Origin of the sequence: Halomonas sp. NyZ770, assembly GCF_020616575.1 — a bacterium.
Taxonomy (GTDB): domain Bacteria; phylum Pseudomonadota; class Gammaproteobacteria; order Pseudomonadales; family Halomonadaceae; genus Vreelandella; species Vreelandella hamiltonii.
Window position 1 is genome coordinate 363389 of sequence record NZ_CP085143.1, and the last position, 26956, is coordinate 390344.

25 protein-coding genes are annotated in these 26956 nt (G+C 62.3%); 8 read left to right on the forward strand and 17 right to left on the reverse strand.

Annotated features, from left to right (window positions below; genetic code table 11):
- Positions 1-22: 22 nt before the first annotated feature.
- The 6 genes from infB to LG409_RS01795 all read left to right on the forward strand — a co-directional run bounded on the left by infB (position 23) and on the right by LG409_RS01795 (position 7891).
- Positions 23-2563, forward strand: coding sequence for a translation initiation factor IF-2 (gene infB / locus LG409_RS01770; protein WP_227407483.1), 2541 nt, complete (start codon positions 23-25; stop codon positions 2561-2563).
- 17 nt (positions 2564-2580) lie between these two features.
- Complete coding sequence (gene rbfA / locus LG409_RS01775; protein WP_016915926.1) at positions 2581-2994, forward strand: 30S ribosome-binding factor RbfA; 414 nt, start codon at positions 2581-2583, stop codon at positions 2992-2994.
- On the forward strand, positions 2994-3914 hold the full coding sequence (gene truB, locus LG409_RS01780) for a tRNA pseudouridine(55) synthase TruB (protein ID WP_016915927.1): 921 nt from the start codon (positions 2994-2996) through the stop codon (positions 3912-3914). Before rbfA ends, truB begins: the two co-directional genes overlap by 1 nt.
- A 118-nt stretch (positions 3915-4032) precedes the next feature.
- Positions 4033-4302, forward strand: coding sequence for a 30S ribosomal protein S15 (gene rpsO, locus LG409_RS01785; RefSeq protein ID WP_016915928.1), 270 nt, complete (start codon positions 4033-4035; stop codon positions 4300-4302).
- A gap of 137 nt (positions 4303-4439) precedes the next feature.
- Positions 4440-6602, forward strand: coding sequence for a polyribonucleotide nucleotidyltransferase (gene pnp, locus LG409_RS01790; protein WP_081193556.1), 2163 nt, complete (start codon positions 4440-4442; stop codon positions 6600-6602).
- A 119-nt stretch (positions 6603-6721) separates the two neighbouring features.
- Positions 6722-7891 (forward strand): MFS transporter, encoded by a 1170-nt coding sequence (locus tag LG409_RS01795; protein WP_016915930.1) that lies wholly within the window; start codon positions 6722-6724, stop codon positions 7889-7891.
- Between the two features lie 63 nt (positions 7892-7954).
- Here the strand turns inward: LG409_RS01795 and LG409_RS01800 are convergent, their stop codons facing one another.
- From LG409_RS01800 to dksA, 11 genes are all read right to left on the reverse strand, one after another.
- Positions 7955-9133 (reverse strand): acetyl-CoA C-acetyltransferase, encoded by a 1179-nt coding sequence (locus LG409_RS01800; RefSeq protein WP_227407484.1) that lies wholly within the window; start codon positions 9131-9133, stop codon positions 7955-7957.
- A 210-nt stretch (positions 9134-9343) separates the two neighbouring features.
- Positions 9344-9724, reverse strand: coding sequence for an aspartate 1-decarboxylase (panD, locus tag LG409_RS01805; RefSeq protein WP_016915932.1), 381 nt, complete (start codon positions 9722-9724; stop codon positions 9344-9346).
- 32 nt (positions 9725-9756) lie between these two features.
- The gene (panC, locus tag LG409_RS01810) at positions 9757-10617 is read right to left on the reverse strand and encodes a pantoate--beta-alanine ligase (RefSeq protein WP_227407485.1); all 861 of its coding nucleotides are present in this window, start codon (positions 10615-10617) and stop codon (positions 9757-9759) included.
- Positions 10618-10638: 21 nt separating this feature from the next.
- Complete coding sequence (panB, locus tag LG409_RS01815) at positions 10639-11430, reverse strand: 3-methyl-2-oxobutanoate hydroxymethyltransferase (protein WP_096923345.1); 792 nt, start codon at positions 11428-11430, stop codon at positions 10639-10641.
- Between the two features lie 147 nt (positions 11431-11577).
- Positions 11578-12102, reverse strand: coding sequence for a 2-amino-4-hydroxy-6-hydroxymethyldihydropteridine diphosphokinase (folK, locus tag LG409_RS01820; RefSeq protein ID WP_096921572.1), 525 nt, complete (start codon positions 12100-12102; stop codon positions 11578-11580).
- Positions 12099-13484, reverse strand: coding sequence for a polynucleotide adenylyltransferase PcnB (pcnB, locus tag LG409_RS01825; RefSeq protein ID WP_227407486.1), 1386 nt, complete (start codon positions 13482-13484; stop codon positions 12099-12101). The genes folK and pcnB overlap by 4 nt, the downstream gene beginning before the upstream one ends.
- 820 nt (positions 13485-14304) lie before the next feature.
- Complete coding sequence (locus LG409_RS01830) at positions 14305-15690, reverse strand: sigma-54-dependent transcriptional regulator (protein WP_189464097.1); 1386 nt, start codon at positions 15688-15690, stop codon at positions 14305-14307.
- Positions 15668-18619 carry an ATP-binding protein gene (locus tag LG409_RS01835; protein WP_227407487.1) on the reverse strand — a complete coding sequence of 984 codons (2952 nt, stop codon included), beginning with the start codon at positions 18617-18619 and terminating at the stop codon, positions 15668-15670. Before LG409_RS01835 ends, LG409_RS01830 begins: the two co-directional genes overlap by 23 nt.
- Positions 18609-18785 carry a hypothetical protein gene (locus tag LG409_RS01840; RefSeq protein WP_016915939.1) on the reverse strand — a complete coding sequence of 59 codons (177 nt, stop codon included), beginning with the start codon at positions 18783-18785 and terminating at the stop codon, positions 18609-18611. Before LG409_RS01840 ends, LG409_RS01835 begins: the two co-directional genes overlap by 11 nt.
- A gap of 1 nt (position 18786) precedes the next feature.
- On the reverse strand, positions 18787-19686 hold the full coding sequence (gluQRS, locus tag LG409_RS01845; protein WP_016915940.1) for a tRNA glutamyl-Q(34) synthetase GluQRS: 900 nt from the start codon (positions 19684-19686) through the stop codon (positions 18787-18789).
- Between the two features lie 120 nt (positions 19687-19806).
- The gene (gene dksA, locus LG409_RS01850; RefSeq protein ID WP_016915941.1) at positions 19807-20244 is read right to left on the reverse strand and encodes an RNA polymerase-binding protein DksA; all 438 of its coding nucleotides are present in this window, start codon (positions 20242-20244) and stop codon (positions 19807-19809) included.
- A 201-nt stretch (positions 20245-20445) separates the two neighbouring features.
- Here dksA and LG409_RS01855 point away from each other — a divergent pair, with 201 nt between their 5' ends.
- Positions 20446-21606, forward strand: a complete 1161-nt coding sequence (locus LG409_RS01855) for an aminotransferase class I/II-fold pyridoxal phosphate-dependent enzyme (protein WP_227407488.1) — start codon at positions 20446-20448, stop codon at positions 21604-21606.
- Positions 21603-22331 carry a DNA/RNA nuclease SfsA gene (gene sfsA / locus LG409_RS01860; protein WP_227407489.1) on the forward strand — a complete coding sequence of 243 codons (729 nt, stop codon included), beginning with the start codon at positions 21603-21605 and terminating at the stop codon, positions 22329-22331. The genes LG409_RS01855 and sfsA overlap by 4 nt, the downstream gene beginning before the upstream one ends.
- On the opposite strand, the gene LG409_RS01865 is transcribed toward sfsA, so the two are convergent.
- From LG409_RS01865 to LG409_RS01890, 6 genes are all read right to left on the reverse strand, one after another.
- Complete coding sequence (locus tag LG409_RS01865) at positions 22328-22789, reverse strand: DUF4426 domain-containing protein (RefSeq protein ID WP_016915944.1); 462 nt, start codon at positions 22787-22789, stop codon at positions 22328-22330. The two genes, sfsA and LG409_RS01865, sit on opposite strands and share 4 nt — an antisense overlap.
- A 12-nt stretch (positions 22790-22801) precedes the next feature.
- The gene (metW, locus tag LG409_RS01870; RefSeq protein WP_189464092.1) at positions 22802-23401 is read right to left on the reverse strand and encodes a methionine biosynthesis protein MetW; all 600 of its coding nucleotides are present in this window, start codon (positions 23399-23401) and stop codon (positions 22802-22804) included.
- Positions 23401-24597, reverse strand: coding sequence for a homoserine O-succinyltransferase MetX (gene metX / locus LG409_RS01875; protein WP_227407490.1), 1197 nt, complete (start codon positions 24595-24597; stop codon positions 23401-23403). Before metX ends, metW begins: the two co-directional genes overlap by 1 nt.
- A 55-nt stretch (positions 24598-24652) precedes the next feature.
- On the reverse strand, positions 24653-25246 hold the full coding sequence (locus LG409_RS01880) for a YggT family protein (protein ID WP_144984243.1): 594 nt from the start codon (positions 25244-25246) through the stop codon (positions 24653-24655).
- An 87-nt stretch (positions 25247-25333) separates the two neighbouring features.
- Positions 25334-26161 (reverse strand): pyrroline-5-carboxylate reductase, encoded by an 828-nt coding sequence (gene proC / locus LG409_RS01885; protein WP_227407491.1) that lies wholly within the window; start codon positions 26159-26161, stop codon positions 25334-25336.
- Between the two features lie 67 nt (positions 26162-26228).
- Positions 26229-26927, reverse strand: coding sequence for a YggS family pyridoxal phosphate-dependent enzyme (locus LG409_RS01890; RefSeq protein ID WP_227407492.1), 699 nt, complete (start codon positions 26925-26927; stop codon positions 26229-26231).
- Positions 26928-26956 lie beyond the last annotated feature (29 nt).

Genomic DNA, 26956 nt, shown 5'->3' on the forward strand with positions numbered 1-26956 from the left:
TCACGGGCTGAGGAGGGTCACTATGTCGGATATGACAGTTAAAGATTTTGCAGTGAAGGTGGGCCGCGATGTGCCCCGCCTATTGGAACAGATGAAAGAAGCCGGTTTGCAGCACGCCTCGGAAAGCGACGCCGTGTCTGAAGAAGACAAGCAGACGCTGCTGAGCTTTCTGAAGAAGAGCCACGGCGGCAGCGACAACGAGCCGAGCAAGAACCGCATCACCCTGACGCGTAAAACCCGTAGCCGCATCAAGACCGGCGAGCGCGGTAAAACCATCGAAGTTCAGGTGCGCAAGAAGAAGACCTACGTCAAGCGTGAAGAAGAGAAGCCCAAGGTTGCCGAGCCCCAGCACTCTGGCCCGCGCCAGCTGGTAGGCGACATGGCCGAAGCGGAAGCCGAGCGCAAGGCGCAGGAAGCCCAGGCGGCGGAAGAGAAAGCCGTAGCCGCAAAAGCCAAGGCGGCTGAAGAAGCTGCACGCAAGGCGGCGGAAGAGCAAGCCAAGGCCAAGGCGGCAGAAGTGCCGGACATCGACGTGCCTGACCTGGAAATCGACGATGCACCGACGGGTGAAGACCTGCCGCCTGCACCGCCGAAGGAAGGCCGTACCGACCGTCGCACGGCACCGCCCAAGAAGACGGCTGCCAAGAAAAAAGGCCGCGACGATGACGACGATCGCGGTGATCGCGAAGAGCGCAAGCGTGGCGGTGGCGGCAAGAAGGTCAAGCGTGCCGAGCGCCGTGGTGGCCGTCGTGGCGGCGCAAGCCAGAGCGGCAACGGCAAGCACGGCTTCCAGAAGCCGACTCAGCCGATCGTGCGTGAAGTCTCGATCCCTGAATCGATCAGCGTTGCCGAGCTGGCCGACAAGATGTCGATCAAGGCCAACGAAGTCATCAAGGCCATGTTCACCATGGGCGCGGCGGTGACCATCAACCAGACCATCGACCAGGATACTGCGGCGATCGTCGTGGAAGAGATGGGCCACAAGGTCAAGCTGGTGAAGGACGACGCGCTGGAAACGGAAATGCTGGAAGGCATCTCCTACGAAGGCGAAGAGATCACCCGCTCACCCGTCGTGACGGTCATGGGTCACGTTGACCACGGCAAGACCTCGCTGCTGGATTACATCCGTCGTGCCAAGGTCGCCACTGGCGAAGCGGGCGGTATTACCCAGCACATCGGTGCTTACCACGTGGAAGACAACCACGGCGGCGTCACCTTCCTGGATACCCCCGGTCACGCGGCGTTTACCGCCATGCGTGCTCGTGGTGCCAAAGCCACCGACGTGGTCATCCTGGTCGTGGCCGCCGACGATGGCGTGATGCCGCAAACCGTTGAAGCGATCGAGCACTCCAAAGCGGCTGAAGTGCCCATGGTCGTGGCGGTGAACAAGATCGATAAAACGGGCGCGGACTTTGACCGCATTCGTAACGAGCTGTCACAGCACGGCGTGATCTCCGAAGAGTGGGGCGGTGACACGCAGTTTGTTCACGTGTCCGCCAAAACCGGCGAAGGCATGGAAGACCTGCTGGAAGCGATCCAGCTGGCCTCCGAAGTGCTTGAGCTGACGGCCGTTCCGTCGGCGCCTGGCAAAGGTGTCGTTGTCGAGTCTCGCCTGGACAAAGGCCGTGGCCCGGTGGCTACCGTGCTGGTTCAGAACGGTACGCTGAAGAAGGGTGATATCGTGCTGGCAGGCCTGCACTACGGTCGCGTTCGTGCGCTGACCAATGAGCTGGGTCAACAGGTCGATACCGCTGGCCCCGCCATGCCGGTCGAGATCCAGGGTCTCGACGGCACGCCGGATGCCGGTGACGACTTCATGGTCGTGGCCGACGAGAAGAAAGCCCGTGAAGTGGCCAACTTCCGTCAAGGCAAATACCGCGAAGTGCGCCTGGCGCGTCAGCAGAAAGCCAAGCTGGAGAACATGTTCAGCCAGATGGGCCAGGACGAAGTGGCCAAGGTCAACATCGTCCTCAAAGCCGACGTTCAGGGGTCACTGGAAGCCATCAAGGGCGCTCTGGAAGAGCTCTCCACCGACGAAGTGCAAGTGGCAGTGGTCTCCTCCGGCGTGGGTGGTATCACCGGAACCGACGCCAACCTGGCGCTGGCGTCTGAAGCCATCGTGGTCGGCTTCAACGTACGTGCCGATGCCGCAGCCCGTGAGATCATCGAGCGTGAAGGTCTGGATCTGCGCTACTACAGCGTCATCTACCAGCTGATCGACGAGGTCAAGCAGGCGATGAGCGGTATGCTTGCCCCCGAGTGGAAAGAAGAGATCGTGGGTGTGGCCGAAGTACGCGACGTCTTCCGCGCGCCGAAGATCGGTGCGGTGGCCGGCTGTATGGTCGTCGAAGGCACGGTTTCCCGCAGCAAGCGTATCCGCGTTCTGCGTGACAACGTGGTCATCTACGAAGGCGAACTCGAATCGCTGCGCCGCTTCAAGGACGACGTACAGGAAGTGCGTAACGGCATGGAGTGTGGCATCGGCGTGAAGAACTACAACGATGTTCAGGTCGGCGACAAGATCGAAGTCTTTGACCAAGTGAAGGTCGAGCGCAGCCTGTAAGGCAGCGAGGAGTCAACATGCGCGAATTCAAGCGTACCGACCGGGTAGCCGACCAGCTCCAGAAGGAGCTGGCGGTACTGATCCAGCGGGAAGTAAAAGACCCGCGTCTTGGCATGATCACGGTGAGCGGCGCTGCCGTCAGCCGTGACCTGGGCTACGCCGATATCTATGTCACCCTGCTGGGTGAACAGGAGCCCGAGCGTATCAAGGAAAACCTGCAGGTGCTCAAGCGCGCCTCTGGGTTTCTGAGAAGCCAGATTGCCAAGCGCATCAAGCTGCGCCACGTGCCCGAGCTGCGTTTTCATTACGATGAAAGCGTGGTGCGTGGCCAGCACCTCTCATCGCTGATCGACGAGGCGGTCTCTACCGACCGTGCCCGCCAATCAGATGACGAGGACGACACCGACGCCCAGGGTGAGGAGACGCGCTAATGGCTCGTCGCCGTCGCGGATTACCGGTGAATGGCGTGGTGCTGCTGGATAAGCCCAAGGGTATTTCCAGCAACCATGCACTCCAGCGTGTGCGCCGTCTGTTCGAGGCGCAGAAAGCCGGGCATACCGGCACGCTGGACCCCATGGCAACGGGCCTGCTGCCCATTTGCCTGGGGGAGGCCACCAAGTTTTCCGCACACCTGCTGGAAGCCGACAAGATGTATCGCACCCGGGTCGAACTGGGCGTGATCACCGACACCGGCGATGCCGAGGGTAACGTCATCGAGCGGCGTGAGGTGCCAAGCCTCACCGCCGAGGATGTGGAGGCCGTGCTGGTCCGCTTTCGTGGCGAGATCGACCAGGTGCCGCCCATGTATTCGGCGTTGAAGCACCAGGGCAAGAAGCTCTACGAGCTAGCGCGCGAGGGCAAGCAGGTTGAACGTGCAGCACGGCGGGTTAGCGTGTATGATGCGCGCCTGCTGGCGTTCGAGGGTCATGCCTTCGAGCTGGAAGTCAGTTGCAGCAAGGGAACCTACATCCGAACCCTGGCCGAAGACATTGGCCTGGCGCTGGGGTGTGGTGCCCACATCAGTCAACTGCGCAGGCTCAAGACCGGCCCCTTCGGTGGCGACGCCATGTGGACCCTGGAGGCGCTGGAAGCGCTGGCAAGCCAGGCCCATCGCGAGGCGGAACTGATGCCCGTCGATGTGCTGGTGGATCATCTGCCATCGCTCAGCGTGGACGATGCTGCCTATGACAGGCTGGCCCACGGGCAGTCGGTGCAATTGGCCAGTGGCGAGTTGGCAGCGGATGCGCTGGCACGACTTTATCACGCCGAGACCTTTATCGGTCTTGGCGTTGTAAAAGGGCCGCAGGAAGTGGCTCCCAAGCGACTGTTGAGTACGGTCGCTCGTTCGTAATTTCGCCGTGAAAACGTTGCAAGGATGCGGCGATTTGCGCGAAAATAGTAGCTTGAGACTGCAAATATGCGTGGTCTCACCCATTCATTTTTAGGCATATTGCTTACTGGAGAGACAGATGGCATTAACCGCTGAGAAAAAGGCCGAAATCGTCAACGAATACGGCCGCGGCGACAACGACACCGGTTCCCCTGAAGTGCAGGTTGCACTGCTGAGCGCCAACATCAATGGCCTGCAGGACCACTTCAAGACCAACAAGCAGGATCACCACTCTCGTCGTGGTCTGATCCGCATGGTAAACCAGCGTCGTAAGCTGCTGGACTACCTGAAGCGTAAGGATTTCGAGCGCTATCAGTCTCTGATCCAGAAACTGGGTCTGCGTCGCTAAGCAGTAACGGCAACGATTCAAAACGGGCAGCTCCTTGCGAGCTGCCCGTTTTTTTGTTTGAGGTAGCCGTCAGCCGCGTCAACGCCTAGAATGGTGGCGAGTCAAAACGACCCAAGCGAAAAGACAAGTAGCTATTAATGTTAAAGGAAGTCGCCGTGAATCCGGTCAAAAAAACGTTCCAATACGGTCGTAGCACCGTCACCCTCGAAACTGGGCGTATCGCTCGCCAGGCCACTGGTGCCGTCATGGTCACCATGGACGAGACCGTCGTACTGTGTACGGTGGTGGCGAAGAAAGACGTCAATCCCGCCCAATCCTTCTTCCCGCTTTCGGTGCACTACCAGGAAAAGACCTACGCGGTCGGCAAGATTCCTGGCGGCTTCTTCAAGCGTGAAGGTCGCCCCACCGAGAAAGAGACCCTCACGTCACGGCTGATCGACCGCCCCATTCGCCCGCTGTTCCCCAAGGGCTTCATGAACGAAGTGCAGGTGATCTGTACCGTTCTGTCGACTGACCGCAACCATGACCCGGATATTGCGGCCATGCTGGGCACCTCGGCAGCGCTGAGCATCTCAGGCGTTCCGTTCAATGGCCCGATCGGCGCTGCGCGCGTTGGCTTCAACGAAGAGCAGGGCTACTTCCTGAACCCCACCGTCGAAGAGCTGACCACCTCCGAGCTGGACATGGTGGTGGCCGGTACCGAAAACGCCGTGCTGATGGTGGAGTCGGAAGCTCAGGAGCTGCTGGAAGACGAAATGCTGGGTGCCGTACTGTTCGGCCACCAGGAGATGCAGGTGGCGGTCAACGCCATCAAGGAACTGGCCGCTGAAGCAGGCAAGCCGCGCTGGGACTGGCAGCCGCCCGCCGAAAACGTGGCGCTGAAAACCGCCATGGCCGATGCGTTCGAAGCCAAAGTGGGCGATGCGTACCGCATTACCGACAAGATGGCGCGTCAGGATGCGCTGGCCGAGCTGAAAGAGGCTGCTTTGGCCCAGCTGGTGGCTGAAGAAGGTGACTCCTCGGAAGGCAAGTTCAGTGCCGATGACGTCAAGGGGGCCTTTGCGGCGCTGGAGAAGCGCGTGGTGCGCTCTCGCGTCGTCAAGGGCGAGCCGCGCATCGATGGCCGCGACAACGTCACCGTGCGCCCGCTGGCCATCGAAGTCGGCGTGCTGCCCAAGACTCACGGCTCGGCCATCTTCACCCGTGGTGAAACCCAGGCCATCGCCGTGGCGACACTGGGCACGCTGCGCGACTCGCAGCTGATCGAGTCGCTGGAAGGCGAGCGTAAAGACCGCTTCATGCTGCACTACAACTTCCCTCCCTACTCGGTGGGTGAAGCAGGCTTCATGGGTGGCCCGAAGCGTCGTGAAATCGGTCACGGTCGTTTGGCTCGTCGTGGCGTCCAGGCCATGCTGCCCTCCGAAGAAGATTTCCCCTACACCATTCGCGTGGTGTCGGAAATCACCGAATCCAATGGTTCCAGCTCCATGGCCTCGGTCTGTGGCTCCTCGCTGGCGCTGATGGACGCAGGCGTTCCGCTGAAAGCCCCGGTGGCGGGTATTGCCATGGGTCTCGTCAAGGACGAAGACGGCTACGCGGTGCTGACCGACATCCTGGGTGACGAAGACCATCTGGGCGACATGGATTTCAAGGTGGCGGGTTCTGAAGAGGGTGTTACTGCCCTGCAGATGGACATCAAGATCGAAGGCATCAACGAAGAGATCATGGAAACCGCGCTGCAGCAGGCTCACGATGCGCGTATCGGTATCCTGGCGCAGATGAACGCCGTGATCAGCCAAAGCCGTACCGACGTCTCCGAGAATGCGCCTTCCATGGCCACCATCAAGATCGATCCGGACAAGATCCGTGACGTCATCGGCAAGGGCGGCGCTACCATCCGCAAGATTTGCGAAGACACCGGCGCGTCCATCGACCTCGATGACGACGGCACCGTGCGCATCTATGCCGAAGACAAGGCTGCGGCCAAGAAGGCCATCGATACCGTACTGGCCATCACGGCAGAAGCGGAAATCGGCAAGCTCTACCAGGGCAAGGTCGTGCGCATCGCCGACTTCGGTGCTTTCGTGAACATCATGCCGGGTACCGATGGCCTGGTGCATATTTCGCAAATCGTCGCCGAGCGCGTCAACAACGTGCGCGATTTCCTCAACGAAGGTGACGACGTCGTCGTGAAGGTGCTGGATATCGACAACCGCAACCGCGTGAAGCTCTCGATCAAAGAGATCACCGAGGAAGAGAAGGCCGCGTTTGCCGCTGCCGAGGCGGATATCGCAGGCTAATCGGCCACCCGCGTATGACCACCGCCCCTGCAGCCCCTGGCTGTGGGGGCGGTGTCGTTTGGTAGCCCCGCATATTTGAAGCCCCACGTATTTTGATAGACCCATACAGAGGAAGCAGCATGGAGCAGCAGGAGTCACCGCGCTGGTGGGCGGTGGTCGCCGTGATGATCGGCATCTTTTTACTGGTAACCGCCGAGCAGCTGCCCATTGGGCTGCTCTCGCAGGTTGCTGCAGACATGGGCGTGACCCCCGGCATGGCCGGGTTGATGGTCACCGTGCCGGGAGTGGTGGCGGCGTTTTCCGCCCCCTTGCTGCCGGTGGCCGTCGGCCGTCTGGACCGCCGCATCATGCTGACGCTGATGATGGTGGTGATGGTCATTGGCAGCCTGCTGTCGGCCCTGGCCACGACCTTCATCTTTCTCCTGGCCGCCAGGGTGCTGGTGGGGATGAGTATTGGCGGTTTCTGGGCCATTGCTGGCAGCATTGCGCCGCGCCTGGTGCCGGCGCATCAGGTGGCCCGTGCCATGACCATCATCTTCGGGGGCGTGGCGGCAGCCTCGGTGCTGGGCGTGCCTTTGGGGACACTGCTGGGGGATGCCAGCCACTGGCGGGTGGCCTTCGGCGCCCTTGGCGGCTTGAGCCTGCTCACCGCCGTGGCGCTATGGGTGTGGTTGCCGCCGCTTCCACCCCGTGAGCCGGTGCGCTTGCGCATGCTGGCGCAGCAGTTGCAAAACCGAGGCGTTCGGGTCGCCGTGCTGACCACCGGGCTGGTGGTGGTCGGGCACTTCGTGGCGTACACCTTTATCAGCCCGATCCTGCAGGAGATCAGCGGCGTGGCCCAGCGGCATGTGGGCAGCCTGCTGCTGCTCTATGGGGCGGCAGGCATTCTGGGCAATATCGCCGCTGGGGCCTTTGCCGGGCGCCATCCTTATCGGGCGGTGTTGGTCATCCCCAGCCTGCTGCTGGTGGTGGTCGGGCTGTTTCCGCTGCTGGGCGTGCAACCGACCAGCGGTGTGCTGCTGCTGATGCTGTGGGGCGCCGTGTTTGGCAGCGTCTCGGTCAGTATCCAGACCTGGATTCTGCGCACGGCCCCCAATACCGAAGCCGCCACGGCGCTGATGGCGTTTGTCTTCAATATGTCGATTGGCCTGGGCGCCATGGTGGGTGGTCAGGTGGTGGACAGCACCAGCCTGCCGGTGACCATGTGGGCATCGGCAGGGCTGTTCCTGCTGGGGATGCTGCTGGTATGGCGCACCCCCGCGCGCATCGTGGGAGAAAAGCACCGCTAGCCGTCAGGCAAAAAAATGCCCCCGCGTGTGCGGGGGCAGTCATCACGGCGCGAGAGCACGGTATCAGGGGCGCTCGATGGCCAGCGCCACCCCTTGCCCACCACCGATACATAGCGTGGCCAAGCCTTTCTTGGCATCGCGGGCGATCATTTCGTGGAGCAGCGTGACCAGCACGCGGCAGCCGGAGGCACCGATGGGGTGGCCAATGGCAATGGCGCCGCCGTTGACGTTGACCTTCGAGGTATCCCAGCCCAGCTCCTTGTTGACCGACAGCGCCTGAGCCGCGAAGGCTTCGTTGGCTTCGACCAGGTCCAGGTCATCCAGGCTCCAGCCCGCTTTTTCCAGGCAGCGGCGGGTAGCCGGTGCCGGGCCAATGCCCATGATGGCCGGATCGACCCCTGCATTGGCATATGCGGCAATGCGTGCCAGCGGCTCCAGGCCCAGCTCTTTGGCTTTTTCAGCGGAGCACAGCATGACCACGGCAGCACCGTCGTTGAGCGATGAAGCGTTGCCTGCTGTCACGGTGCCATCTTTCTTGAAGGCAGGGCGCATGCCGCCCAGCTTGTCGGCAGACACTTCGCGCGGGTTTTCGTCAGTATCAAAAACCACCGGGTCGCCTTTGCGCTGGGGGACTTCCACCGGCACGATCTGGCCTTTGAACTTGCCCTCTTTGATGGCAGCCGCGGCTTTTTGCTGCGAAGCGGCGGCAAATTCGTCCATCTCTTCCCGGGTGATGGCGTATTTTTCGGCCAGGTTTTCGGCGGTGATGCCCATGTGGTAGTTGTTGAACGCGTCCCACAGGCCGTCGTGGACCATGGAGTCGATGGCTTTCCAGTCGCCCATGCGCTGGCCGTTACGCGAATTCGGCAGGATGTGCGGGGAGGCCGACATGTTTTCCTGGCCGCCTGCCAGAATGATCTCGGCATCGCCACAGCGAATGGCCTGAGTGGCCAGGTGCAGCGCCTTGAGGCCGGAGCCACAGACCTTGTTGATGGTCATGGCTGGCACGCTCTCTGGCAGGCCTGCCTTGATGGCGGCCTGGCGAGCGGGGTTCTGGCCGGCGCCTGCGGTCAGTACCTGACCCAGCAGCACTTCATCGATCTGTTCAGGAGCCACGCCCGTCGATGCCATGATGTCTTTGATGACCAGCGCGCCCAGGTCGCTGGCAGGAATACCGGCAAGTGAACCGCCAAATGAGCCTACAGCAGTGCGGCGAGCCGCCACAATGACCACGTCTTGCATACATTGACTCCTTGAGTGAGTGTTGCATCGTTCCTATGGCAGATAGACGTGTCGCCTATCTCTTGTTATTAGCGACGTTACTGCATGTCGTGTCAGGCTTGGCTACCAGCATAGGGGAAGGTTGTGCGTTGCGGCAATACGCTTTTTTTGCAAATAAAAACGGGCCGATCAACGGCCCGCTGGAAACGGCGTGTTTGCAACGCGTGCGTCTTACGCCAGCTGTACCGGAATGGCATTGCTGGTGTGGCTGACGTGGTTGCCTTCCTGCAGGTAGACCAGCGCGGGCTGGTGCTGCTCCACTTCGGCTTCGGAGTAGTGGGCGTAGCTGCAGATGATGATGCGGTGCCCAGGCGAGGCCAGATGCGCCGCCGCGCCGTTGATGGAGATCAGCCGTGAGCCTTCCTCGCCGCGAATGGCGTAGGTGGTGAAGCGCTCGCCGTTCTCCACGTTGTAGATCTGGATCTGTTCGTTTTCGCGGATCCCGGCCATGTCCAGCAGCTCGCCGTCGATGGCACAGGAGCCTTCGTAGTTGAGCACGGCGTGGGTGACGCGGGCCATGTGCAGCTTGGCCTTGAGCATGATGGTGTGCATGAAAACTCCTGGATGACGAGCCAGCCCGACGGCTAGCCCTGGGCAGCTTTGGGTAGCTGCACACTGATGTTGTCGATAAGCCTTGCCGGGCCGAGTTTGGCAGCTGCCAGCAGAACGGCCTGGTGGGTGGACGGCGTGACTGGGCCGAGTTCGGGGTCACGCAGCTCCAGATAGTCGGGCGTAAAGCCGGCATCATACAGCGCAGCCTTGCCGCGTTGTAGTACCTGTTCGATAGGCTCGCCTTGCTCCAGCGCCTCGCGTAATGCGCACAGCGTGCGATATAGCGCAGGCGCCTGGGTGCGCTCTTCGGCACTGAGATAGCCATTGCGCGATGACAGGGCCAGACCGTCCTCGGCACGCACGATGGGCACGCCCAGAATCTCGATGGGCATGTGCAGGTCGGCGACCAGCTTGCGGATCACCGCCAGCTGCTGATAGTCCTTTTCGCCAAAGCAGGCGACATCGGGCTGAACCAGGTGGAACAGCATGCTGACCACCGTCGAGACACCATCGAAGTGGCCAGGGCGTGACCCGCCGCATAGCCCTTCGCCTACCACCGGTACGTGGACACGGGTTTGTGCCGCCAGACCATTGGGGTAGAGCGCGCTCACCGTGGGGGCGAACAGAACATGGCAGCCTGCCTCGGTGAGCTGGGTCTGGTCCGCTTCGAAGGTGCGCGGGTAGGCATCCAGGTCTTCACCCGGGCCAAACTGCATCGGGTTGACGAACAGGCTGGAGACCACCACGTCCGCGTGCTGCCGGGCAGTGGCCACCAGGGCCAGGTGACCGGCATGCAGGTTGCCCATGGTGGGCACCAGCGCAATACGCTGCCCCTGGCGCCGGTATTCGCGCAGCATGGCGCGTAGCTCGTTGATATCTCGCAAAGTGCGCATAGGAAATTCGCAATGACTCGCTTAGAAGCAGTGTTCCGTGGCGGGGAAGGTGCGGTGCTTGACCGCCTGATGGTACGCTTCGAAGGCCCCTTGAATGGAGCTGGCCTCGCTCATGAAATTCTTCACGAAACGCGGCGTGCGGCCATGGGTAACCCCCAGTACATCGTGCATCACCAGAATCTGACCATCGGTGTCCGGCCCTGCGCCAATGCCGATGACGGGTACATCCAGCGCCTCGGTGACGGCTTTGCCAAGGCTGGCAGGCACGCACTCGAGCAAAATGACCGAGGCACCGGCCTCTACCAGCACCTTGGCATCCTCGATGATCTGCGCCGCCTGTTCGGCTTCGCGGCCCTGCACCTTGTAGCCGCCCAACTGATAGACGGTTTGCGGGGTCAGGCCCAGGTGGGCGCATACCGGAACGCCCCGGCGTGTCAGCTCGCGAATGCCGTCGGCCATCCAGGCTTCGCCTTCCACCTTGACCAGCTCGGCACCGGCGCGCATCAGCGCCGCGCCATCCTGCAGCAGTTGCGTGGTGGTGGCATTGCTCATGAAGGGCAGGTCGACCATGAGCAGGCTGTGTCCCTTGCCCCGCGCGGCACAGCGGGTGTGGTAACAGATGTCGTCGATGGTGACGGGGAGCGTGCTGCTGTGACCTTGCAGCACCATGCCCAACGAATCACCGACCAGCAGCACATCGACACCAGCGGCGCTGGCGGCATGGGCAAAAGAGGCATCGTAGGCGGTCAGGCAACTGAACGTTTCGCCGGCGCGCTTATAGGCTTGCAGCGTGCTCAGGGTAACGGTTTTCATGGCGTGCTCTCGTTGTTTCTTCATGGGGTCGATGGCATGGCTGAACGTCAGCGCTGCTCGACCATTATTATCGCGGCATCCCTGCGTGTGCGAAGGGGTGTAACCGGCAATTGTTACCTGAATGCGGGCATGGTGTCGAGATTTGTGTCAGACGGTAGCCGTCGAGAGGGTGGCCGTGTTGGGTAAGCGGCGGATGTCGTCCAGTGGGAGGGTCGATGCCCAGTGATCGAGCGGCTGCCCATGCAAGGTGAGTGGTTGCTCCAGCGTGCCGGCAAGCTCCGCCAGTGGCACCAGTACGAAGGCGCGCAGGTGCATCTGTGCATGGGGCACGGTCAGGCGCGGCCACTGGCAGTGCTGCGACCCGTAGAGCAGCAGGTCCAGGTCCAGAGTGCGGGGGCCCCAGTGGCGCAAGCGCCGCCGCCGATGGCGCTGCTCGAGCGCCTGTAGCTGATCCAGCAGAGCCAGCGGCGAGAGGCGGGTTTCCAGGCAGGCCACGGCATTGATGAAGTCAGGCTGGTCCTGGGGGCCTATCGGCGGGGTGGCGTAGAGCGAAGAGTGGCCCAGCATCTGGCACAGGGGCAGCGTTGCCAGCGCCTCCAGGGCCCGAGTGAGCTGCCCCTTGGGGTCGTCCAGATTGCTGCCCAGGCCAATATAAGCGCGTACCGGGCTCACGCTTCGCCCTTGCGAGATTTACGCTTTTTCTTGCGCCGCCGGTCGCCCTGGCTTGCCGGGTCGCTGCCGACTTTTTGCAGCAGGCGCAGCTGTTCGTGCTCGTCCCCTTTTTGGAAGGCCGTCCACCAGTCGCCCAGGCCACGCGGGATCTCGCCCGCCTGCTCACGGAGCAACAGCAGGTCGTAGGCTGCCCGAAAACGTGGGTGCTCGCGGGTCTGGAAGGCGCGCTTGCCCCGCCGCATGGGCAGGCGCGATTGCAGCTCCCAGATTTCCCGCATGGGAATACCGAAGCGCTTGGGAATCGACGTATGCTGCAACTGACGAGAAACGACCTGCTGGGCGGCGGTTTGCAGGGCGGGTACTGAAGGCATGCCCTCGCGTTCGAGCTCTGCCTGGCGATGTACCACCGGTGCCCAGAGAAACGCCGCCAGCAAAAAGGCCGGTGTGACCGGGCGGTCTTCGGCAATGCGTTTGTCGGTATTGATCAGCGCCTGCTCGATCAACTCCTCTGCCCAGGCGGCATCGGCCATGGCCTCTTCGGCTTCCGGGAAGAGCATGCCGAACAGGTTGTAGTGGCTCAGCAGGCGGAAGGTAATCAGCCCATGGCCGGACATGAACAGCTTGAGCACTTCGTCGAACAAGCGTGCCGGAGGAATGTTCAGCAGCAGCGGCGCCAGGTCGTACATCGGCGCTTCGGTGGCCGGTTCGATGGTGAAGTCGAGCTTGGCAGCAAAGCGGACCGCCCGCAGCATGCGCACCGGGTCTTCCCGATAGCGCGTGGCAGGGTCTCCGATCAGGCGCAGAGTGCGTGAATCGATGTCCTGCGCGCCGTTGGCGAAGTCGTGAATGGTGAAGTCGGCAATGTTGTAATAGAGCGCATTGACCGTGAAGTCACGCCGTAGCGCATCCTCCTCGATACTGCCCCATACGTTGTCGCGCAGCAGCAAGCCATCGTCGGACTGATGGGCAATGTGATCGCCGTGCTCGTCCTGCGGCTTGCCGCGGAAGGTAGTCACCTCGATGACCTCACGACCAAAGCGCACATGCACGATACGGAAGCGACGGCCGATCAGACGTGAGTTGCGAAACAGGTCACGCACCTGCTCCGGCGTGGCGTTGGTGGCCACGTCGAAATCCTTGGGCATCTTGCCCAGCAGCGCATCACGAATGCAGCCACCCACCAGGTAGGCATCGTAGCCAGCACCATTGAGGCGATAGAGCACCTTCAGCGCGGCTTCACTGATTTGTTTACGAGAAACGGGGTGCTCGGAGCGCGGAATAATGCGTGGGCTGAGCGCGTTGTCAGCGCTCTCTGGGGAATCGAGCAGTGATTTCAAGTGCTCTCCCGGACTATGTAATAAACGGGTAAATCCTTTAAACATGCGGCGATATCGACTCGCAGGGGTATCGATCAAGGCGTTGAGTGTATCCGACCCCCGATAGCTTGCAAAGCGCCGAGGCGGCGTTTGGACGGTAACAGGTGACAAATGCGGAAAGGGGAGGCTACATGAGCCTCCCCCTACTAAGCAGACAATCAGCATCCATGCTGCTGTTTTTATTCATGATGGCACATCGCCCTGAATACGCACCGCAGTCGGTAGGCGTAAGAACCACTCTGATTCCGACCGCCTCGTATTCAAAACAATAATCCAACCGCGAACTTTTCTCTCCCGGCGAATTGTTATTGGCTCCGGGGGTGTACACCTATGCTGCTGTTATTGTTGTTTGGGTGCAGCTTGTTGTGTACGTCGCGTCCTTTTTGGGCACTTGTAGATTGCTGTTGTTTTTGTTGTCGCATCAGGGGCTGCGCCGTGTTTGCAAACCCTGTGCTTACAAGTAGTGAGACTCAAGCCTGTTGTTCTTGTTAGTACCGTTATCTCTGCCTGGCCCTGTTGTTCTTGTTGTGGCTCAGGTCGGGGCGGCGTCATGTTGTTTTTGTTGGCGACTGCCGCGTGGCCCAGTTTGTTCTTCTTGCTGAGTAATATTGCACTCGCTGTGCCACCTATCAGATAACTTTTAGTTTTCATGAGCTTGGCAATTTTCAGGCGGATCGGGGAACTTATCCGCACAGGAAGTGTTACCCCGAAATTGCCCTTTTTGCCGAGTCGTTGTGTGGGAAGGTAACAGTGAAGGGGTAACGGTTTTTGGATAATTCTTATGCAAATCAATCTATTGGACGTTAGTCTTATTATCGACTTAAGTTTATCGGCGTGTCGTTTTTTTACGGGGAATCCCTAGCCGTTGACGCCTTTCCCAGAGGTTCTTGCGGCTGATGCCCAGCTTCTGGGCCAGCTCCGTTTCGCTCATCTGGTCCTGATGCTCCAGCACGAAGTGCTGAAAATAGTCCTCCAGAGAGAGGTCGTCCTCGTTGGGTTCCGGTTCGCCGTCGCTGGCAGGAGCCGTGGGTGTGACGCTGGCGGTGGGGGGCGGCGCCGGGCGATTGGTCACTGGACCAAGGCCCAGGTCGTCAGGGTGGATCAGATGCCCCTCGGCCAGAATGACACCGCGCTCCAGGGCATTTTCCAGCTCGCGGACGTTACCGGGCCATGGGTAGTCGCGCAGGTCCTGGCGTGCCGCCCGTGAAAGCCGCAGCCCCGGCCGCTCATGTCGCTTGCAAGCTTTCTCCAGCAGAATGTCGGCAATCTTCAGCACGTCATCCTCGCGCTCCCGCAGCGGCGGCAGCGCGATCTGCATGACGTTCAGGCGGTAGTAGAGGTCGAGCCGGAATTCGCCGCTCTTGGAGAGGGCGCGCAGGTCCCGGTGGGTGGCGGCAATCAGGCGCACATCCACATGGCGTGTTTCGACCGAGCCAATCTTGCGGATTTCGCCCTCTTGCAGCACCCGCAAGAGCCTGGCCTGGGCGTCCAGCGGCAGTTCACCAATTTCATCCAGAAACAGCGTCCCGCCGTCCGCGGCTTCCACTAACCCGGTGCGGGCGGCGCTGGCGCCGGTAAAGGCTCCCTTTTCATGGCCGAACAGCTCGGACTCGATCAGCGTTTCGGGGATCGCCGCACAGTTCACGCAGATCAACGGTGCCTTGGCACGCTTGCTTTGTTGATGAATGGCGCGGGCGACCAGCTCCTTGCCGGTGCCGGACTCGCCCTGGATCAGCACGGTGACATCGGCGGGCGCCGTTTTGCGAATGCGCGTATAGACCTGCTGCATGGCGCTGCAATCACCGATCATCGTCTGCCTGCCACCGCCATCGTCGGTGATGTCCGGGGGAGTACCTTGCTGCATGGATTGCTTGTGCAGAATGCGCTCGACGGTTTCCAGCAGTTCGGTATGGTCAAAGGGCTTGGCCACGTAATCCACGGCGCCCTGCTTCAAGGCATCCACCGCCGAGCGCATGCTGGCATAGCTGGTCATGATGAGCACCGGGGCCGGGGCGGCCAGGGCGATCAGCGCCGTGCCTGGTTCCCCTGGCAGGCGCAGATCGCTGATCACCAGATCGAAGTCGCTGGGGGGGAGCTCGCGGGCTTCCTCGACGCTGGCGGCCTCGCTGACGCGATAGTCATGCCGCTCCAGCAGGCGCTTGAGGGCGCTGCGAATAATCGCTTCATCTTCAACAATCAGTATCCGGGGCATGGGGCAAGTGATCATCCTGTCGGTAAAGCGGGAGCCATAGCGTGATGGCCGTGCCGCGAGGCTGTCCGGGAGGTGGCGAAGCCACTTCTATGTTGCCTTGGTGCTCATTGATGATTTGATACGCCAACGATAACCCAAGCCCGGTACCTTCGCCTGCCGGTTTCGTGGTGGTGAACGGTTCGAACAGCCGGTGTTTGACGCTGTCGTCGATGCCGTGACCGTCGTCGGTCACGCGCCACCAGGCGTGGTTGGCCTGGCGGCCAGCCTCGATCACCACGCTGCCTTGCGGGGCACAGGCATCCTTGGCATTGCTCAGCAGGTTGACCATCACCTGGGTCAGTCGCTGGGCGTCACCACGCACCACAATGTCATCCGCGCACGCATTGGTAAAGCGCACATCCTCCCCTGAGCGGGCCAGATGGATCAAGTGCAAGGCATCGTCGCTGACGCTGGCCAGGGCGACCGGGGCGGCGGGCTGAGGCAGGGCCGCTCGGCCGCCATGGGCAAAGCCGACCAGCGAGTTGACGATGCGGGTCACGCGCTGGGTCAGCTGTTGGATCTGGTCGGCGGTTTCCAGCAGTGCTGGGTCTTCGGTGTCATAGCGCAGGTTTTGGGCCAACGATGAGATGCCGGTAATCGGATTGCCGATCTCATGGGCCACGCCGGCAGCCAGTTGGCCAATCGAGGCCAGCCGCGCAGCGTGCACGAGTTCCTCTTCCAGCCACTTCATTTCGGTGTGGTCTTCGACCAGCACTACGCTGCCGCCACGGCTGTCATGGCCACTCAGAACCGCTTTATGCAGGGTGAGAAAGTAATCCTTGCCGTGCAGCGAGACGGCCTGTTTGTAAAGCGGGGTCTGGTCTGCTTCCAGTACGCTGCCCAGCAGTTCCGGCCAGGGTGCGGGCAGGCTGTCGCGGCGTGAGCCGATCACGCTGTCTCCACTGATACCCGAGAGCTGCGACAGCGCCTGATTCCACATCAGGAGTTCGTCGTCGTCACCCAGTACGCAAAGCCCGACGGGGAGATACGCCAGCGTCTGGCGGTGGTGGCGGCGTAAACCATCCAGTTCGCGGGCCAGCCCGGTCAGCCGTGAACGATAGGCTTCCAGGCGGCTTTCGACGAAGTGAATGTCGTCGGTGACCGGCGCATCGTCGTGGCGATAGGGCAGGTAGCGGTCCACGATGTCGCGCGCCACCGAAGGCCCCATGAGCCCGGACAAGTTGGCCTGGATACGATCACGCAGGCGGCGCAGTGCGTAGGGGCGGCGCTCCTGAGGTGTCAGGTTGAGCGCCTTCAGGGCGCGACTGACCTCACGGCCAGCGGCTTCCTCGCCCAGCGCCTGGGCCAGGTGTGCGGTGAAATCACCGGCGGTGGCGGCCTCCAGCGGCAGGCGCTTGGAACGGATGACCGCGTCCACCGAGCAGGCCTCGGCAGACGAGCTTTCGCCTTCGGACATGCGCGTGAACAGCGATACCACCATCAGCAGAACGATATTGATGGCCAGCGAGATCAGCGTGACGCTGAACCAGGCAGGGTCATCGGCGCTCATCAGCGGGGTGAAGGGCAGGGCGGGCAGCGGGGTGTTGAGCAGCAGGGGCAGCCACAGCCCCCACAGCCAGATGACGATGCCGCCGACCAATCCCGCCAGGGTGCCCTTGCGATTGGCGCCGGGCCAGTAGAGCAGCGCCAGCATGCCCGGCAGGCACTGGGCCATGCCCACGAAGGCGGCCAGCCCCAGGCTGGTGAGGGAGTGATAGCGGCCCAGGCTTTCGGCGAACAGCCAGCCACCGGCAATCACCGCAACCACCAGCGCGCGACGTAGCCACAGCAGCCAGCCATAGAGGTCGCTGCGTGCTTCCGGCGGCCGGGCTACGAGCACCAGGTGATTCAGCACCATGCCCGATAGCGCCAGCGCAATCATCATCATGGTGCCGCTGGCTGCGGCCAGGCCGCCGATGAAGGCCAGCGCACCGACCCACCAGTGCTCGGTCATCAGATAGGCGGCGTAGGCCGCGACAGGAACGTCGGGCTGGGTCGATTGGGCTGCCCATAAGATCAGCGGGACGGGCAGCGCCATCAGCAGCAGAAACAGTGGCAGTGACCAGCTGGCCTGAAGCAGGGTGTGCCGTGAGAGGCTTTCGGCGAAGGTGATCTGAAACAGGTGCGGCATCAGGAAGGCGGCGGCAAAAAACAGCAGCAGCAGGGTTCTCCATTGGGGCGCGTCCAGCTGCGGGGTAGCGGCCTGCACAGCGGCCCCGGGGCCTTCCAGCCAGCGCTGCAGGTCCTGGGGGCCATCGAACACCCACCACAGCGCAATCACGCCAAGCCCCAGCATGGCCAGCAGCTTGATCACCGATTCGAAGGCAATCACGGTCAGCAGCGTATCGTGGCGCTGGCGCTGGCGGTGGCTGTGGCGGGCGCCAAACCGCACCGCGCAGGCAGCGATAGCGGCACAGAGCAGCAGCGTGACGGCCCCGCTGTAATGGCTGCCCGAGAGCAGCGCAATGGTGTCGCTGAGAGTCTGTACCTGAATGCCCAGCAAGGGCAGGACGGCCGCCAGGCTCAGCAGCGTGACCAGCGTACCGGCCCAGCGTGACCGATAGCGGAACGCAAACAGGTCGGCCAGAGAGGAGAGCTGGTAAGTGCGGGTGATACGCTGGATGGGCACCAGCAGTACCGGTGCCAGCAAGAAGGCACCGGCCGCGCCCAGGTAGTAGGCCAGGTAGCCGAAACCGGCCTTGGAAGCCATCTCGACGCTGCCGTAGACCGCCCAGGCGCTGGCATAGACCCCTAGCGCCAGAGTGTAGACCATGGGGTGACGAGTGACCCGAATAGGTACCCAGCCGCGCTCGACGGCCATGCCGCATGCCAGCAGCAGGCCGAGGTAGCCCAGGCCCAGCAGGGCAACCCCCGCTAGCTCAACGCTCATCCAGCTTCCTCTTCTGTTCGAGCCATAGGGTCAGGGCGATCAGGCCACCCCAGATGGCGAAAGGGCGATACCAGGCCGTGTCCGGGTCGCCCCAGCCGTTCATGAACAGAGGCGATAGCAGATAGCCGCCAAACACCAGAAACAGCATGATGCGGTAAACGTACATGTCAGGGCTCCTCGGGCGTGGGCCGATGGGCGTGGGGCGTCAGGCGCTCGGGCGACCAGTGGGCAATGGCCCACTGCAGTTGAGTGTCGACTGGCTCGCTTGCCAGGGTTGCCGGGGGCGCCTGGTCGAGCAGCGTGAGCGCCTGGTGCAGCTGGCGGCGCACGGCGTCTGGTGCATCGGCCAGCGGCGGGGCCAGGTTCTGCTTGGAGAGCTTCTGACCATCCGCAGATACCACCAGCGGCAGGTGCAAGTAGCGCGGCGTGGCATAGCCCAGTGCCGCTTGCAGCTGGCGCTGCCAGGGGGTGTTGTCGAGCAGGTCGTAGCCGCGCACGATATCGGTGATGGCCTGGTCTGCATCATCGACCACGACCGCCAGCTGATAGGCCCACAAGGCATCCTTGCGCTTGAGCACCACGTCGCCCAGCGCCGCCGGGTCGAACTGCTGGCGACCAAACAGGCGGTCCTGCCAGACGACAGGGCGCTGGCCGAGGTCGCTGCGCAGCCGCCAGGCAATAGGTTTGGTTGCGTCGCGCACGCCGTCTCGGCACCAGCCAGGATAGACGTCGAAATCCTGCCACTGCTTTCTCGAACAGCTGCAGGGGTAGGCGAGGCGCTGGGTGATCAGCTGCTCCAGCGCCCGCTGATAGGCGTCTGAGCGGGTGTGCTGCCAGCAGACCGCTTCGTCCCAATACAAGCCGAACCTTTCCAGCTGCTGCAGGATAGTGCGGTCGGCGCCGTCTGGGCAGCGTGGCGGGTCGATGTCTTCTATGCGCACCAGCCATTGACCACCGGCGGCACGGGCGTCCAGATAGCTACCCAGGGCGGCCACCAGTGAGCCCAGATGCAAAGGGCCGGAGGGCGTAGGGGCAAAACGCCCGCGATAGGAAGCGGTAGCGGTCATGGCAACCCGTTTCTGGCAATCAAAGAGCACAAGCGTGGAAAGACACAAGATGACAAACAAAAACGGGCACCTCAAGGGTGCCCGTCAGCGGCCGTCACTCATGTTGCGGTGGCCGCGGTGTCAACCGCCCAGCTGCTTCTCTTTCAGCTCGGCCAGCGTTTTGCAGTCGACGCACAGCGTGGCCGTCGGGCGTGCTTCGAGGCGGCGAATACCGATCTCGACCCCGCAGGCCTCGCAGAAGCCATAGTCGTCTTCATCGATCTTTTCGATGGTTTCGTTGATCTTTTTCAGCAACTTGCGCTCACGATCCCGAGTGCGCAATTCCAGGCTGAAGCCTTCTTCCTGGGTCGCGCGGTCGGCGGGGTCGGCGTAGTTATTGGCGTCTTCCTGCAGGTGGCGTACGGTACGATCCACCTCTTCCATGAGGTCCTGTTTCCAGTCCAGAAGCAGCTGGCGGAAGTGCGCGAGCTGCTTCTCGTTCATATACTCTTCACCCGGTGCCGGCTCGTACGGGATGAAGGACTTGGACGCTTCCGATTTCTTTTCCGCTACTGGCATGGGAGTGCCCCTTACGTTGTGACTACTGAACGTTGTGACTGCTGATCGACCATGTGCGTGTGTCACGATCGCACGCCAAAGGGGTGCTTGTTTAGCTGAAAATTAGCTGCGATGCAAGCATAATAGTGCGTTTTCGACCATGGTCCTACATCTTGTACGCCATGGGTCATGTTTTGACTACTGCTAGGAAAAGGAACCGTTATGGCCTGGAATACGCGTGTGGAACACGTCGCACCTTTTCGCGTGATGCACTTATTGGAAATGGCACAGGCGCGTGAGGCGGCGGGTCATGATGTCATCCACCTGGAGGTAGGAGAGCCCGATTTTGCCACGCCAGCCCCCATCGTGGCGGCAGGGCAGCAGGCGCTGGCGGAAGGCCGTACACGCTATACACCGGCGGCGGGGCTGGCCTCACTGCGTGAAGCGATTGCCGACCATTATGCCCAGCACTTTGGGGCAACGGTGGACCCGGCGCGGATTCTGGTGACCCCCGGCGCGTCCGGTGCCCTGCTGCTGGCCAGCCAGCTGCTGGTGGAAAGCGGTCAGCGCGTGCTGATGGCCGACCCCAATTACCCGTGCAATCGCCACTTCATGGCGCTGGCCGGTGCCCACATCGACAGCGTACCGGTGGGCCGTGACAGCGGCTGGCAGCTGACCGCATCGCTGGTCGAACGTCACTGGCAGCCCGATACGCGGCTGGCGATGCTGGCCACGCCTTCCAACCCTACCGGGCATACGCTCAGCGCTACCGCGCTAAGGGAGGTCATGCAGACGGTGGCCGCCAAGGGCGGCGATCTCATCGTCGACGAAATCTATCAGGGGCTGAATTACGACGATGCCCCGCTGTCGGCTTTGTCGCTGTCGGAGAATGCATTTGTGGTGAACAGCTTTTCCAAGTACTTCGGCATGACGGGCTGGCGGCTGGGGTGGCTGGTGGCGCCCGAGCAGGCGGTCGAGCCACTCACGCGGCTGGCGCAGAATGTGTTTCTGGCTGCGCCGACGCCCTCCCAGTATGCGGCGCTGGCGGCCTTCACGCCGGAGTGTCGCGATATTCTCGAAACCCGTCGGGCCACCCTCAAGCAGCGGCGTCAGGTGTTGCTGGATGGCCTAGCGGCGCTGGGGCTGGCGCCGGACCTGCCACCTCAGGGGGCGTTTTATGTATGGTTGGATATTTCTCGCTACAGCCGCGACAGCCAGACCTTTTGCGAACGCCTACTGCAAGAGGAGAACGTGGCCATCACTCCGGGGATCGACTTTGCCGTCCAGGGCGGAGAGCACCATGTGCGAATCGCGTTCACCAATGAAGTGCCCAGGCTTCAGGAAGCCATGGAGCGCCTGGCCCGCTTCGTAGGTCGCTTATGATGCACTACCCCACGCTGGTGCCGGGTACGCTGCTGCGCCGCTACAAGCGTTTTCTGGCCGATGTGCGGCTGGACAGCGGCGAAGAGGTGGTGGCGCACTGCCCCAATACCGGTTCGATGAAGGCGGTCAACGTGCCGGGGGCTCGGGTATGGCTATCGCCCAGCGACAACCCCAAACGCAAGCTGGCCTGGACCTGGGAGTGGATTGCGCTGCCCCAGACGGACGGCGCGCTGGCGCTGGCCTCGGTGCACACCGGGCGGGCCAATCGGTTGGTCGAGTCGGCCATACAGGCGGGAGACATCCCCCCTCTGGCAGGCTACGCCACGCTGAAGCGTGAGGTAAAAGTGGCCGATGCGCGGCTCGATTTTCGCCTCGACGACCCGGTGAAGGGGGCGGCCTATGTCGAGGTCAAGCAGGTAACGCTCAAGGAGGACGATGGCCATGGCTATTTCCCGGATTCGGTCAGTGAGCGTGGCACGCGGCATTTGCATCATCTGACGGCGCTGGCCCAGCAGGGCGAACGGGCGGTGCTGCTGTTTTGCGTGGCCCATGAAGGGATCGAGGACGTGGCTCCAGCGGCCCACATCGACCCCGTTTACGCGACCGCGCTGGCCGAGGCCATGGCGGCGGGCGTCGATGTGCTGGCCTACGGCATTCGTCTCGAGTGGCGCGACGCAGCGCCGTTCACTGCACGTTTGAACCGGGCGCTGACGGTGCGGGCCTAACGCTCGATGTAGAAACGCTGGATAAAGCTGACCGGCTGCGGGGGCGCATTGCGGTCGTGGCGCACTTCCAGGTCGAAGCGCATGGGTTCGTCATGGCGCAGGGTGAACAGCGCGATGTGGTAGGTGGCATCGCCGTCGCGGACATTGCGAAAGCCGAGAGACTCCCCGGCGTCATTCAGTCCTCCGACGCTGCCCTGGACGTTGGCCATGACCGGGCGCGTCGTGCCATCGGGCTGGCGCTGGCGCACGGCCACGTTGACCAGCCCGTGCCCGGCGCTGCGCTGGATGCGGTGGGCTTGAGCGACTTCCGGGCTCAGGTGCCGCGTGGCGATGGCGCTGTAGTGAATTTCATAATCGCCCACTTCGACCCACTGTTCTGCCGTGGCCTGGGTCGACATCAGCAGCAGACCCAATAGTGTCAGTAGCGCGAGGCTGCGGCGCAGTCTTGCCATCGCCATGGCGGTTCTCCTCTACGATGGGCGGCGGCGAACCCTGAAAATGGCAATTTCGCCAAACAGATTCGGCCACCATTTGGATGTCCAGTGCCCTTTGTGGTCGCCCACGCCCACGGCGCGGTCCACGATCACCAGCCCCTTCTCGCCACAGAGATGCTCGAAGTCATTGAAGGTCGACAGGTGAATGTTGGGCGTGTCGTACCAGGCGTGGGGCAGCGACTTCGATACCGGCATGTAACCGCGCACCCCAAGGTGGACGCGGTGACGCCAGTAGGCAAAGTTGGGGAAGGTAATGATGCCTTCCTCCGCCACCCGCAGCATCTCATCGAGCATCTTGTCCGGGCGGCGCAGTGCCTGCAAGGCCTGCGTCATGATGACCTGGTCATAGCTGTTGTCGCTGAAGCTGGCCAGGCCGTCGTCCAGGTTGTGTTCGATCACGCTGACCCCCTTGGCCACACACTGGGTGATGCCCTCCGGGTCGATCTCCAGCCCGTAACCGGAGACCTGTTTCTCGTTGGCCAGCCGCTCCAGCAGCGTGCCGTCGCCGCAGGCCAGGTCGAGGATACGGGCGCCGTGGGGCACCCAGTCATAGATCAATTCCAGATCGGTGCGCATTAACGAGCCTCCTTCTTGGCGACGGCGTCGATCTTCAGCTCGCGAGCGACGCGACCCATGAAGGCACTGAACAGCGCGTGGTAGCGGGGTTCAGACAGCAGAAAGGCGTCGTGGCCGTGAGGGGAGTCGATATTGGCATAGCTGACCGATTTGCCCGCCTGGGTCAGGGCATCCACCAGCTCACGGGAACGCGAGGGCGGGAAGCGCCAGTCGGTGGTGAAGCTGACGATCAGGAAAGGGCATTGGGCCGGGGCCAGCGCTTGGGCAAGGTCGCCCCCGTGGCGGGCGGCAGGGTCGAAGTAGTCCAGCGCCTTGGTCATCAGCAGATAGGTATTGGCATCGAAGGCGGTGGAGAAGGTATCGCCCTGATAACGCAGGTAGGACTCCACCTGAAACTCGACATCGAAGCCGAAATTCAGGTCGTCGCTGCGCAGGTCGCGGCCAAACTTGCTGCCCATGGCGTCTTCGGAGAGGTAAGTAATATGACCGACCATCCGCGCCAGCTTCAGGCCCCGCCTGGGCACCGTGTCGTGCTCTGCGTACCAGCCGTCGAAGAACTCCGGGTCGGAGCGAATGGCCTGTCGAGCCACCTCGTTGAAGGCGATGTTCTGGGCCGACAGGCGTGGCGTGGCGGCAATGATCACCGCATTGGCCACCCGCTCCGGGTATGTGATGCTCCACTGCAGTACCTGCATGCCGCCCAGGCTGCCACCCACGGCCGCGGCCCAGCGCTCGATGCCCAGGTGGTCGGCCAGGCGCGCCTGGCTGGCCACCCAGTCGTTGACCGTGATCACGGGGAAGTCAGGCCCCCACTGGCGGCCAGTGTCTGGGTTATGGCTGACGGGGCCGGTACTGCCGTGGCAGCCGCCCAGGTTGTTCAACGACACCACGAAGAAACGGTTGGTGTCGATGGATTTGCCCGGGCCGATATGGGCATCCCACCAGCCGGGCTTGCGGTCCTCGGCAGAGTGGTAGCCCGCCGCATGGTGGTGGCCGGAGAGTGCGTGACAGATCAGTACCGCGTTGGAGCGCTCGGCGTTGAGCGTGCCGTAGGTTTCATAGATCAGCTCGTATTCTGGCAGCGTCTTGCCGCAGGCAAGCGGTAGCGGCGTATCAAATTTGGCAACGTGTGGTGTGACCAGACCCACGGAGTCCGCTGGCCGGTCAGCAAAAGCAAGAGTGTCTGAATCAGGCATCGAAAGCGCTAGTCCTGCAAAATGGATCCTGCTCAAAAAGACGCGACGACCAGCCTCAGAGGCCGACCAGCGCGCCCGAGATTCCCGCCGCGCGGATCAGCGCGCCAACCACCAGCCCATCGACCAGGTTGATGGCGATGAACACCACGATGGGTGACAGGTCGATCATGCCCAGCGGCGGGATGACCTTGCGCACGGGAGCCATGATGGGCTCTACCAGCTGCATGACCAGCAGCGCGCCTGGATGACTGGCATTGGGAGCCACCCAGCTCAGGATGATCATGACGATCATGGCAAAGAAGTAAATCTTCAGGATGGCATTGGCCAGGGCCGCTACTCCGGCAATCAACAGGCCGGGAATCGGCGGCATGCCCAGACCAATGACCATGAAGATGGCCACGATGCTGACGACCTTCAAGACGAACCCTGCCGCAAGGGTGGCCAGGTCGAAGCGACCTGCCACGGGGCCCAGGAAGCCCTGGAATAGCCCTACCACCGGCTGGGTGATCTTGACCACCGACTGGCTCAGGGGGTTGTAGTAATCGGCCCGTGACGCCTGCAGCAAGAAACGCAGCATCAACAGAAACAGATAGATATTGATCAGTGTGTTGACGAGCATTAGCCCCGCGCTGCCCAGTTGGCTTCCCATTACTGCCTCTCCTTCGATCTTGGTATTGGTGTGCAAAATAAACGCTAAAGGCGTATCAGGCACGTCATCCTGTGTGTAACGCAGGCATTATGTGTGTTGGCCGAGCTCTTTGGCCATGGCATCGGCACGCTGAGCGCACGCTTGCATGGCATCGGCGATGATGGTTCTCAGTTTGGCCTCTTCCATGTGGGCAATGGCGCGTTCGGTGGTGCCGCCCGGCGACATCACGTTCTGTTTCAGCGTGGCGGGGTCTTTGTCGCTGTGCTTGGCCATGGTGGCGGCACCCAGCGCGGTCTGGATAGCCAGCCGTCGCGCCGTGGCGGCCGAAAGCCCCTGTGCCACGGCGGCTGCTTCCATGGCTTCGAACATCAGGAAGAAATAGGCCGGTGCACTGCCGGACACGGCGGTGACGGCATTCAGCAGGTGCTCTTCTTCGACCCACTCGACGATGCCTACGGCTTCCATCATCTGAGTGGCCAGTTCGCGCTGAGCCGCGCTGACGGCCTGATTGGCATAGAGGCCACTGGCGCCCATGCCGACCAGGGAGGGCGTGTTGGGCATGCAGCGTACCAGGGCGTTACCACCCCCTAGCCACTGGTCGATAGTGTCAGCGTCCAGACCTGCCGCAATCGAGACGACCAGCGGTGCCTGCTGCTGGACGCTATCGCGCAGGGCCTCACAAACGCCGCGCATGATTTGCGGCTTGACGGCCAGAACGACCACGTCGGCACCACTCACCGCCGCGTTGTTATCGGTATGGGTATGAATGCCCAGGCGCGAGGCCAGGGCTGAAAGCTCGCTCTCGTTGGGGGCCGTGGCGGTGATGTCGCCAGGCGCGACACCGCTGTCGATCAGGCCGCCGATAATGGCGCTGGCCATGTTGCCTGCGCCAATGAAGGTGATCTTGTTCGCCATGGGGGATCCTTTTTCGCAAATGGCTGCGGCGTGCCGCAGAAAATAAGCCGTGTTCGGGTGGTTGCCGTCAACTCCGAGCGCCAAAAATGGCGGTGCCCAGCCGCACCAGCGTGGCACCTTCCAGAATCGCGGCTTCGAGGTCGTCGCTCATGCCCATCGAGAGCGTATCCAAGGGGGCATCGGGCAGGGCTGCCTGCAGCGTTTCCAGCAGCGCCCGTAGCTCAGCCAACGGTTTGCGCTGCGCTTCCAGCGTTTCCGCCGGGGCAGGAATCGCCATGAGGCCCCGCAAGGCGAGGCAGGGCAGGGGCGCGATTTCCCGGGCCAGGGCCAGCGTATCTTCCGGCAGTACCCCGGATTTGCTGGCTTCGCGACTGATATTGACCTGCAGGCAGATATTCAGCGGTGGCAGGTGGGCCGGGCGCTGTTCGCTCAGGCGCTTGGCAATCTTGAGGCGGTCGACGCTGTGCACCCAGGCAAACTGTTCGGCCACGGGCCGGGTCTTGTTGGATTGCAACGGGCCAATGAAGTGCCAGACAATGTCTTCCAGGTCGGCCAACTGCGCCTGCTTGTCCAGCGCTTCCTGCAGGTAGTTTTCGCCAAACGCCCGCTGGCCGTGCTGCCAGGCCAGGCGCACGCTGCTGGCGGGCTTGGTTTTGCTCACCGCCAGCAGCGTTGCACCGTTCGCGGGTCGCCCGGCCTGGACGAGCGCCTGGCCCAGGCGTTCGCGCGCAGCGGCCAGTGACTCGGGAAGCGCGTTGTCTGTCATACTCAAACACCTTACCGCAGCTGGGAAAA

Bases quoted from the DNA above. Each gene is read 5' to 3' on its own strand.
- infB (WP_227407483.1), top strand. From the start codon at position 23: ATGTCGGATATGACAGTTAAAGATTTTGCAGTGAAGGTGGGCCGCGAT.
- rbfA (WP_016915926.1), top strand. From the start codon at position 2,581: ATGCGCGAATTCAAGCGTACCGACCGGGTAGCCGACCAGCTCCAGAAG.
- truB (WP_016915927.1), top strand. From the start codon at position 2,994: ATGGCTCGTCGCCGTCGCGGATTACCGGTGAATGGCGTGGTGCTGCTG.
- rpsO (WP_016915928.1), top strand. From the start codon at position 4,033: ATGGCATTAACCGCTGAGAAAAAGGCCGAAATCGTCAACGAATACGGC.
- pnp (WP_081193556.1), top strand. From the start codon at position 4,440: ATGTTAAAGGAAGTCGCCGTGAATCCGGTCAAAAAAACGTTCCAATAC.
- LG409_RS01795 (WP_016915930.1), top strand. From the start codon at position 6,722: ATGGAGCAGCAGGAGTCACCGCGCTGGTGGGCGGTGGTCGCCGTGATG.
- LG409_RS01800 (WP_227407484.1), bottom strand. From the start codon at position 9,133: ATGCAAGACGTGGTCATTGTGGCGGCTCGCCGCACTGCTGTAGGCTCA.
- panD (WP_016915932.1), bottom strand. From the start codon at position 9,724: ATGCACACCATCATGCTCAAGGCCAAGCTGCACATGGCCCGCGTCACC.
- panC (WP_227407485.1), bottom strand. From the start codon at position 10,617: ATGCGCACTTTGCGAGATATCAACGAGCTACGCGCCATGCTGCGCGAA.
- panB (WP_096923345.1), bottom strand. From the start codon at position 11,430: ATGAAAACCGTTACCCTGAGCACGCTGCAAGCCTATAAGCGCGCCGGC.
- pcnB (WP_227407486.1), bottom strand. From the start codon at position 13,484: ATGTTTAAAGGATTTACCCGTTTATTACATAGTCCGGGAGAGCACTTG.
- LG409_RS01830 (WP_189464097.1), bottom strand. From the start codon at position 15,690: ATGCCCCGGATACTGATTGTTGAAGATGAAGCGATTATTCGCAGCGCC.
- LG409_RS01835 (WP_227407487.1), bottom strand. From the start codon at position 18,619: ATGAGCGTTGAGCTAGCGGGGGTTGCCCTGCTGGGCCTGGGCTACCTC.
- LG409_RS01840 (WP_016915939.1), bottom strand. From the start codon at position 18,785: ATGTACGTTTACCGCATCATGCTGTTTCTGGTGTTTGGCGGCTATCTG.
- gluQRS (WP_016915940.1), bottom strand. From the start codon at position 19,686: ATGACCGCTACCGCTTCCTATCGCGGGCGTTTTGCCCCTACGCCCTCC.
- dksA (WP_016915941.1), bottom strand. From the start codon at position 20,244: ATGCCAGTAGCGGAAAAGAAATCGGAAGCGTCCAAGTCCTTCATCCCG.
- LG409_RS01855 (WP_227407488.1), top strand. From the start codon at position 20,446: ATGGCCTGGAATACGCGTGTGGAACACGTCGCACCTTTTCGCGTGATG.
- sfsA (WP_227407489.1), top strand. From the start codon at position 21,603: ATGATGCACTACCCCACGCTGGTGCCGGGTACGCTGCTGCGCCGCTAC.
- LG409_RS01865 (WP_016915944.1), bottom strand. From the start codon at position 22,789: ATGGCGATGGCAAGACTGCGCCGCAGCCTCGCGCTACTGACACTATTG.
- metW (WP_189464092.1), bottom strand. From the start codon at position 23,401: ATGCGCACCGATCTGGAATTGATCTATGACTGGGTGCCCCACGGCGCC.
- metX (WP_227407490.1), bottom strand. From the start codon at position 24,597: ATGCCTGATTCAGACACTCTTGCTTTTGCTGACCGGCCAGCGGACTCC.
- LG409_RS01880 (WP_144984243.1), bottom strand. From the start codon at position 25,246: ATGGGAAGCCAACTGGGCAGCGCGGGGCTAATGCTCGTCAACACACTG.
- proC (WP_227407491.1), bottom strand. From the start codon at position 26,161: ATGGCGAACAAGATCACCTTCATTGGCGCAGGCAACATGGCCAGCGCC.
- LG409_RS01890 (WP_227407492.1), bottom strand. From the start codon at position 26,927: ATGACAGACAACGCGCTTCCCGAGTCACTGGCCGCTGCGCGCGAACGC.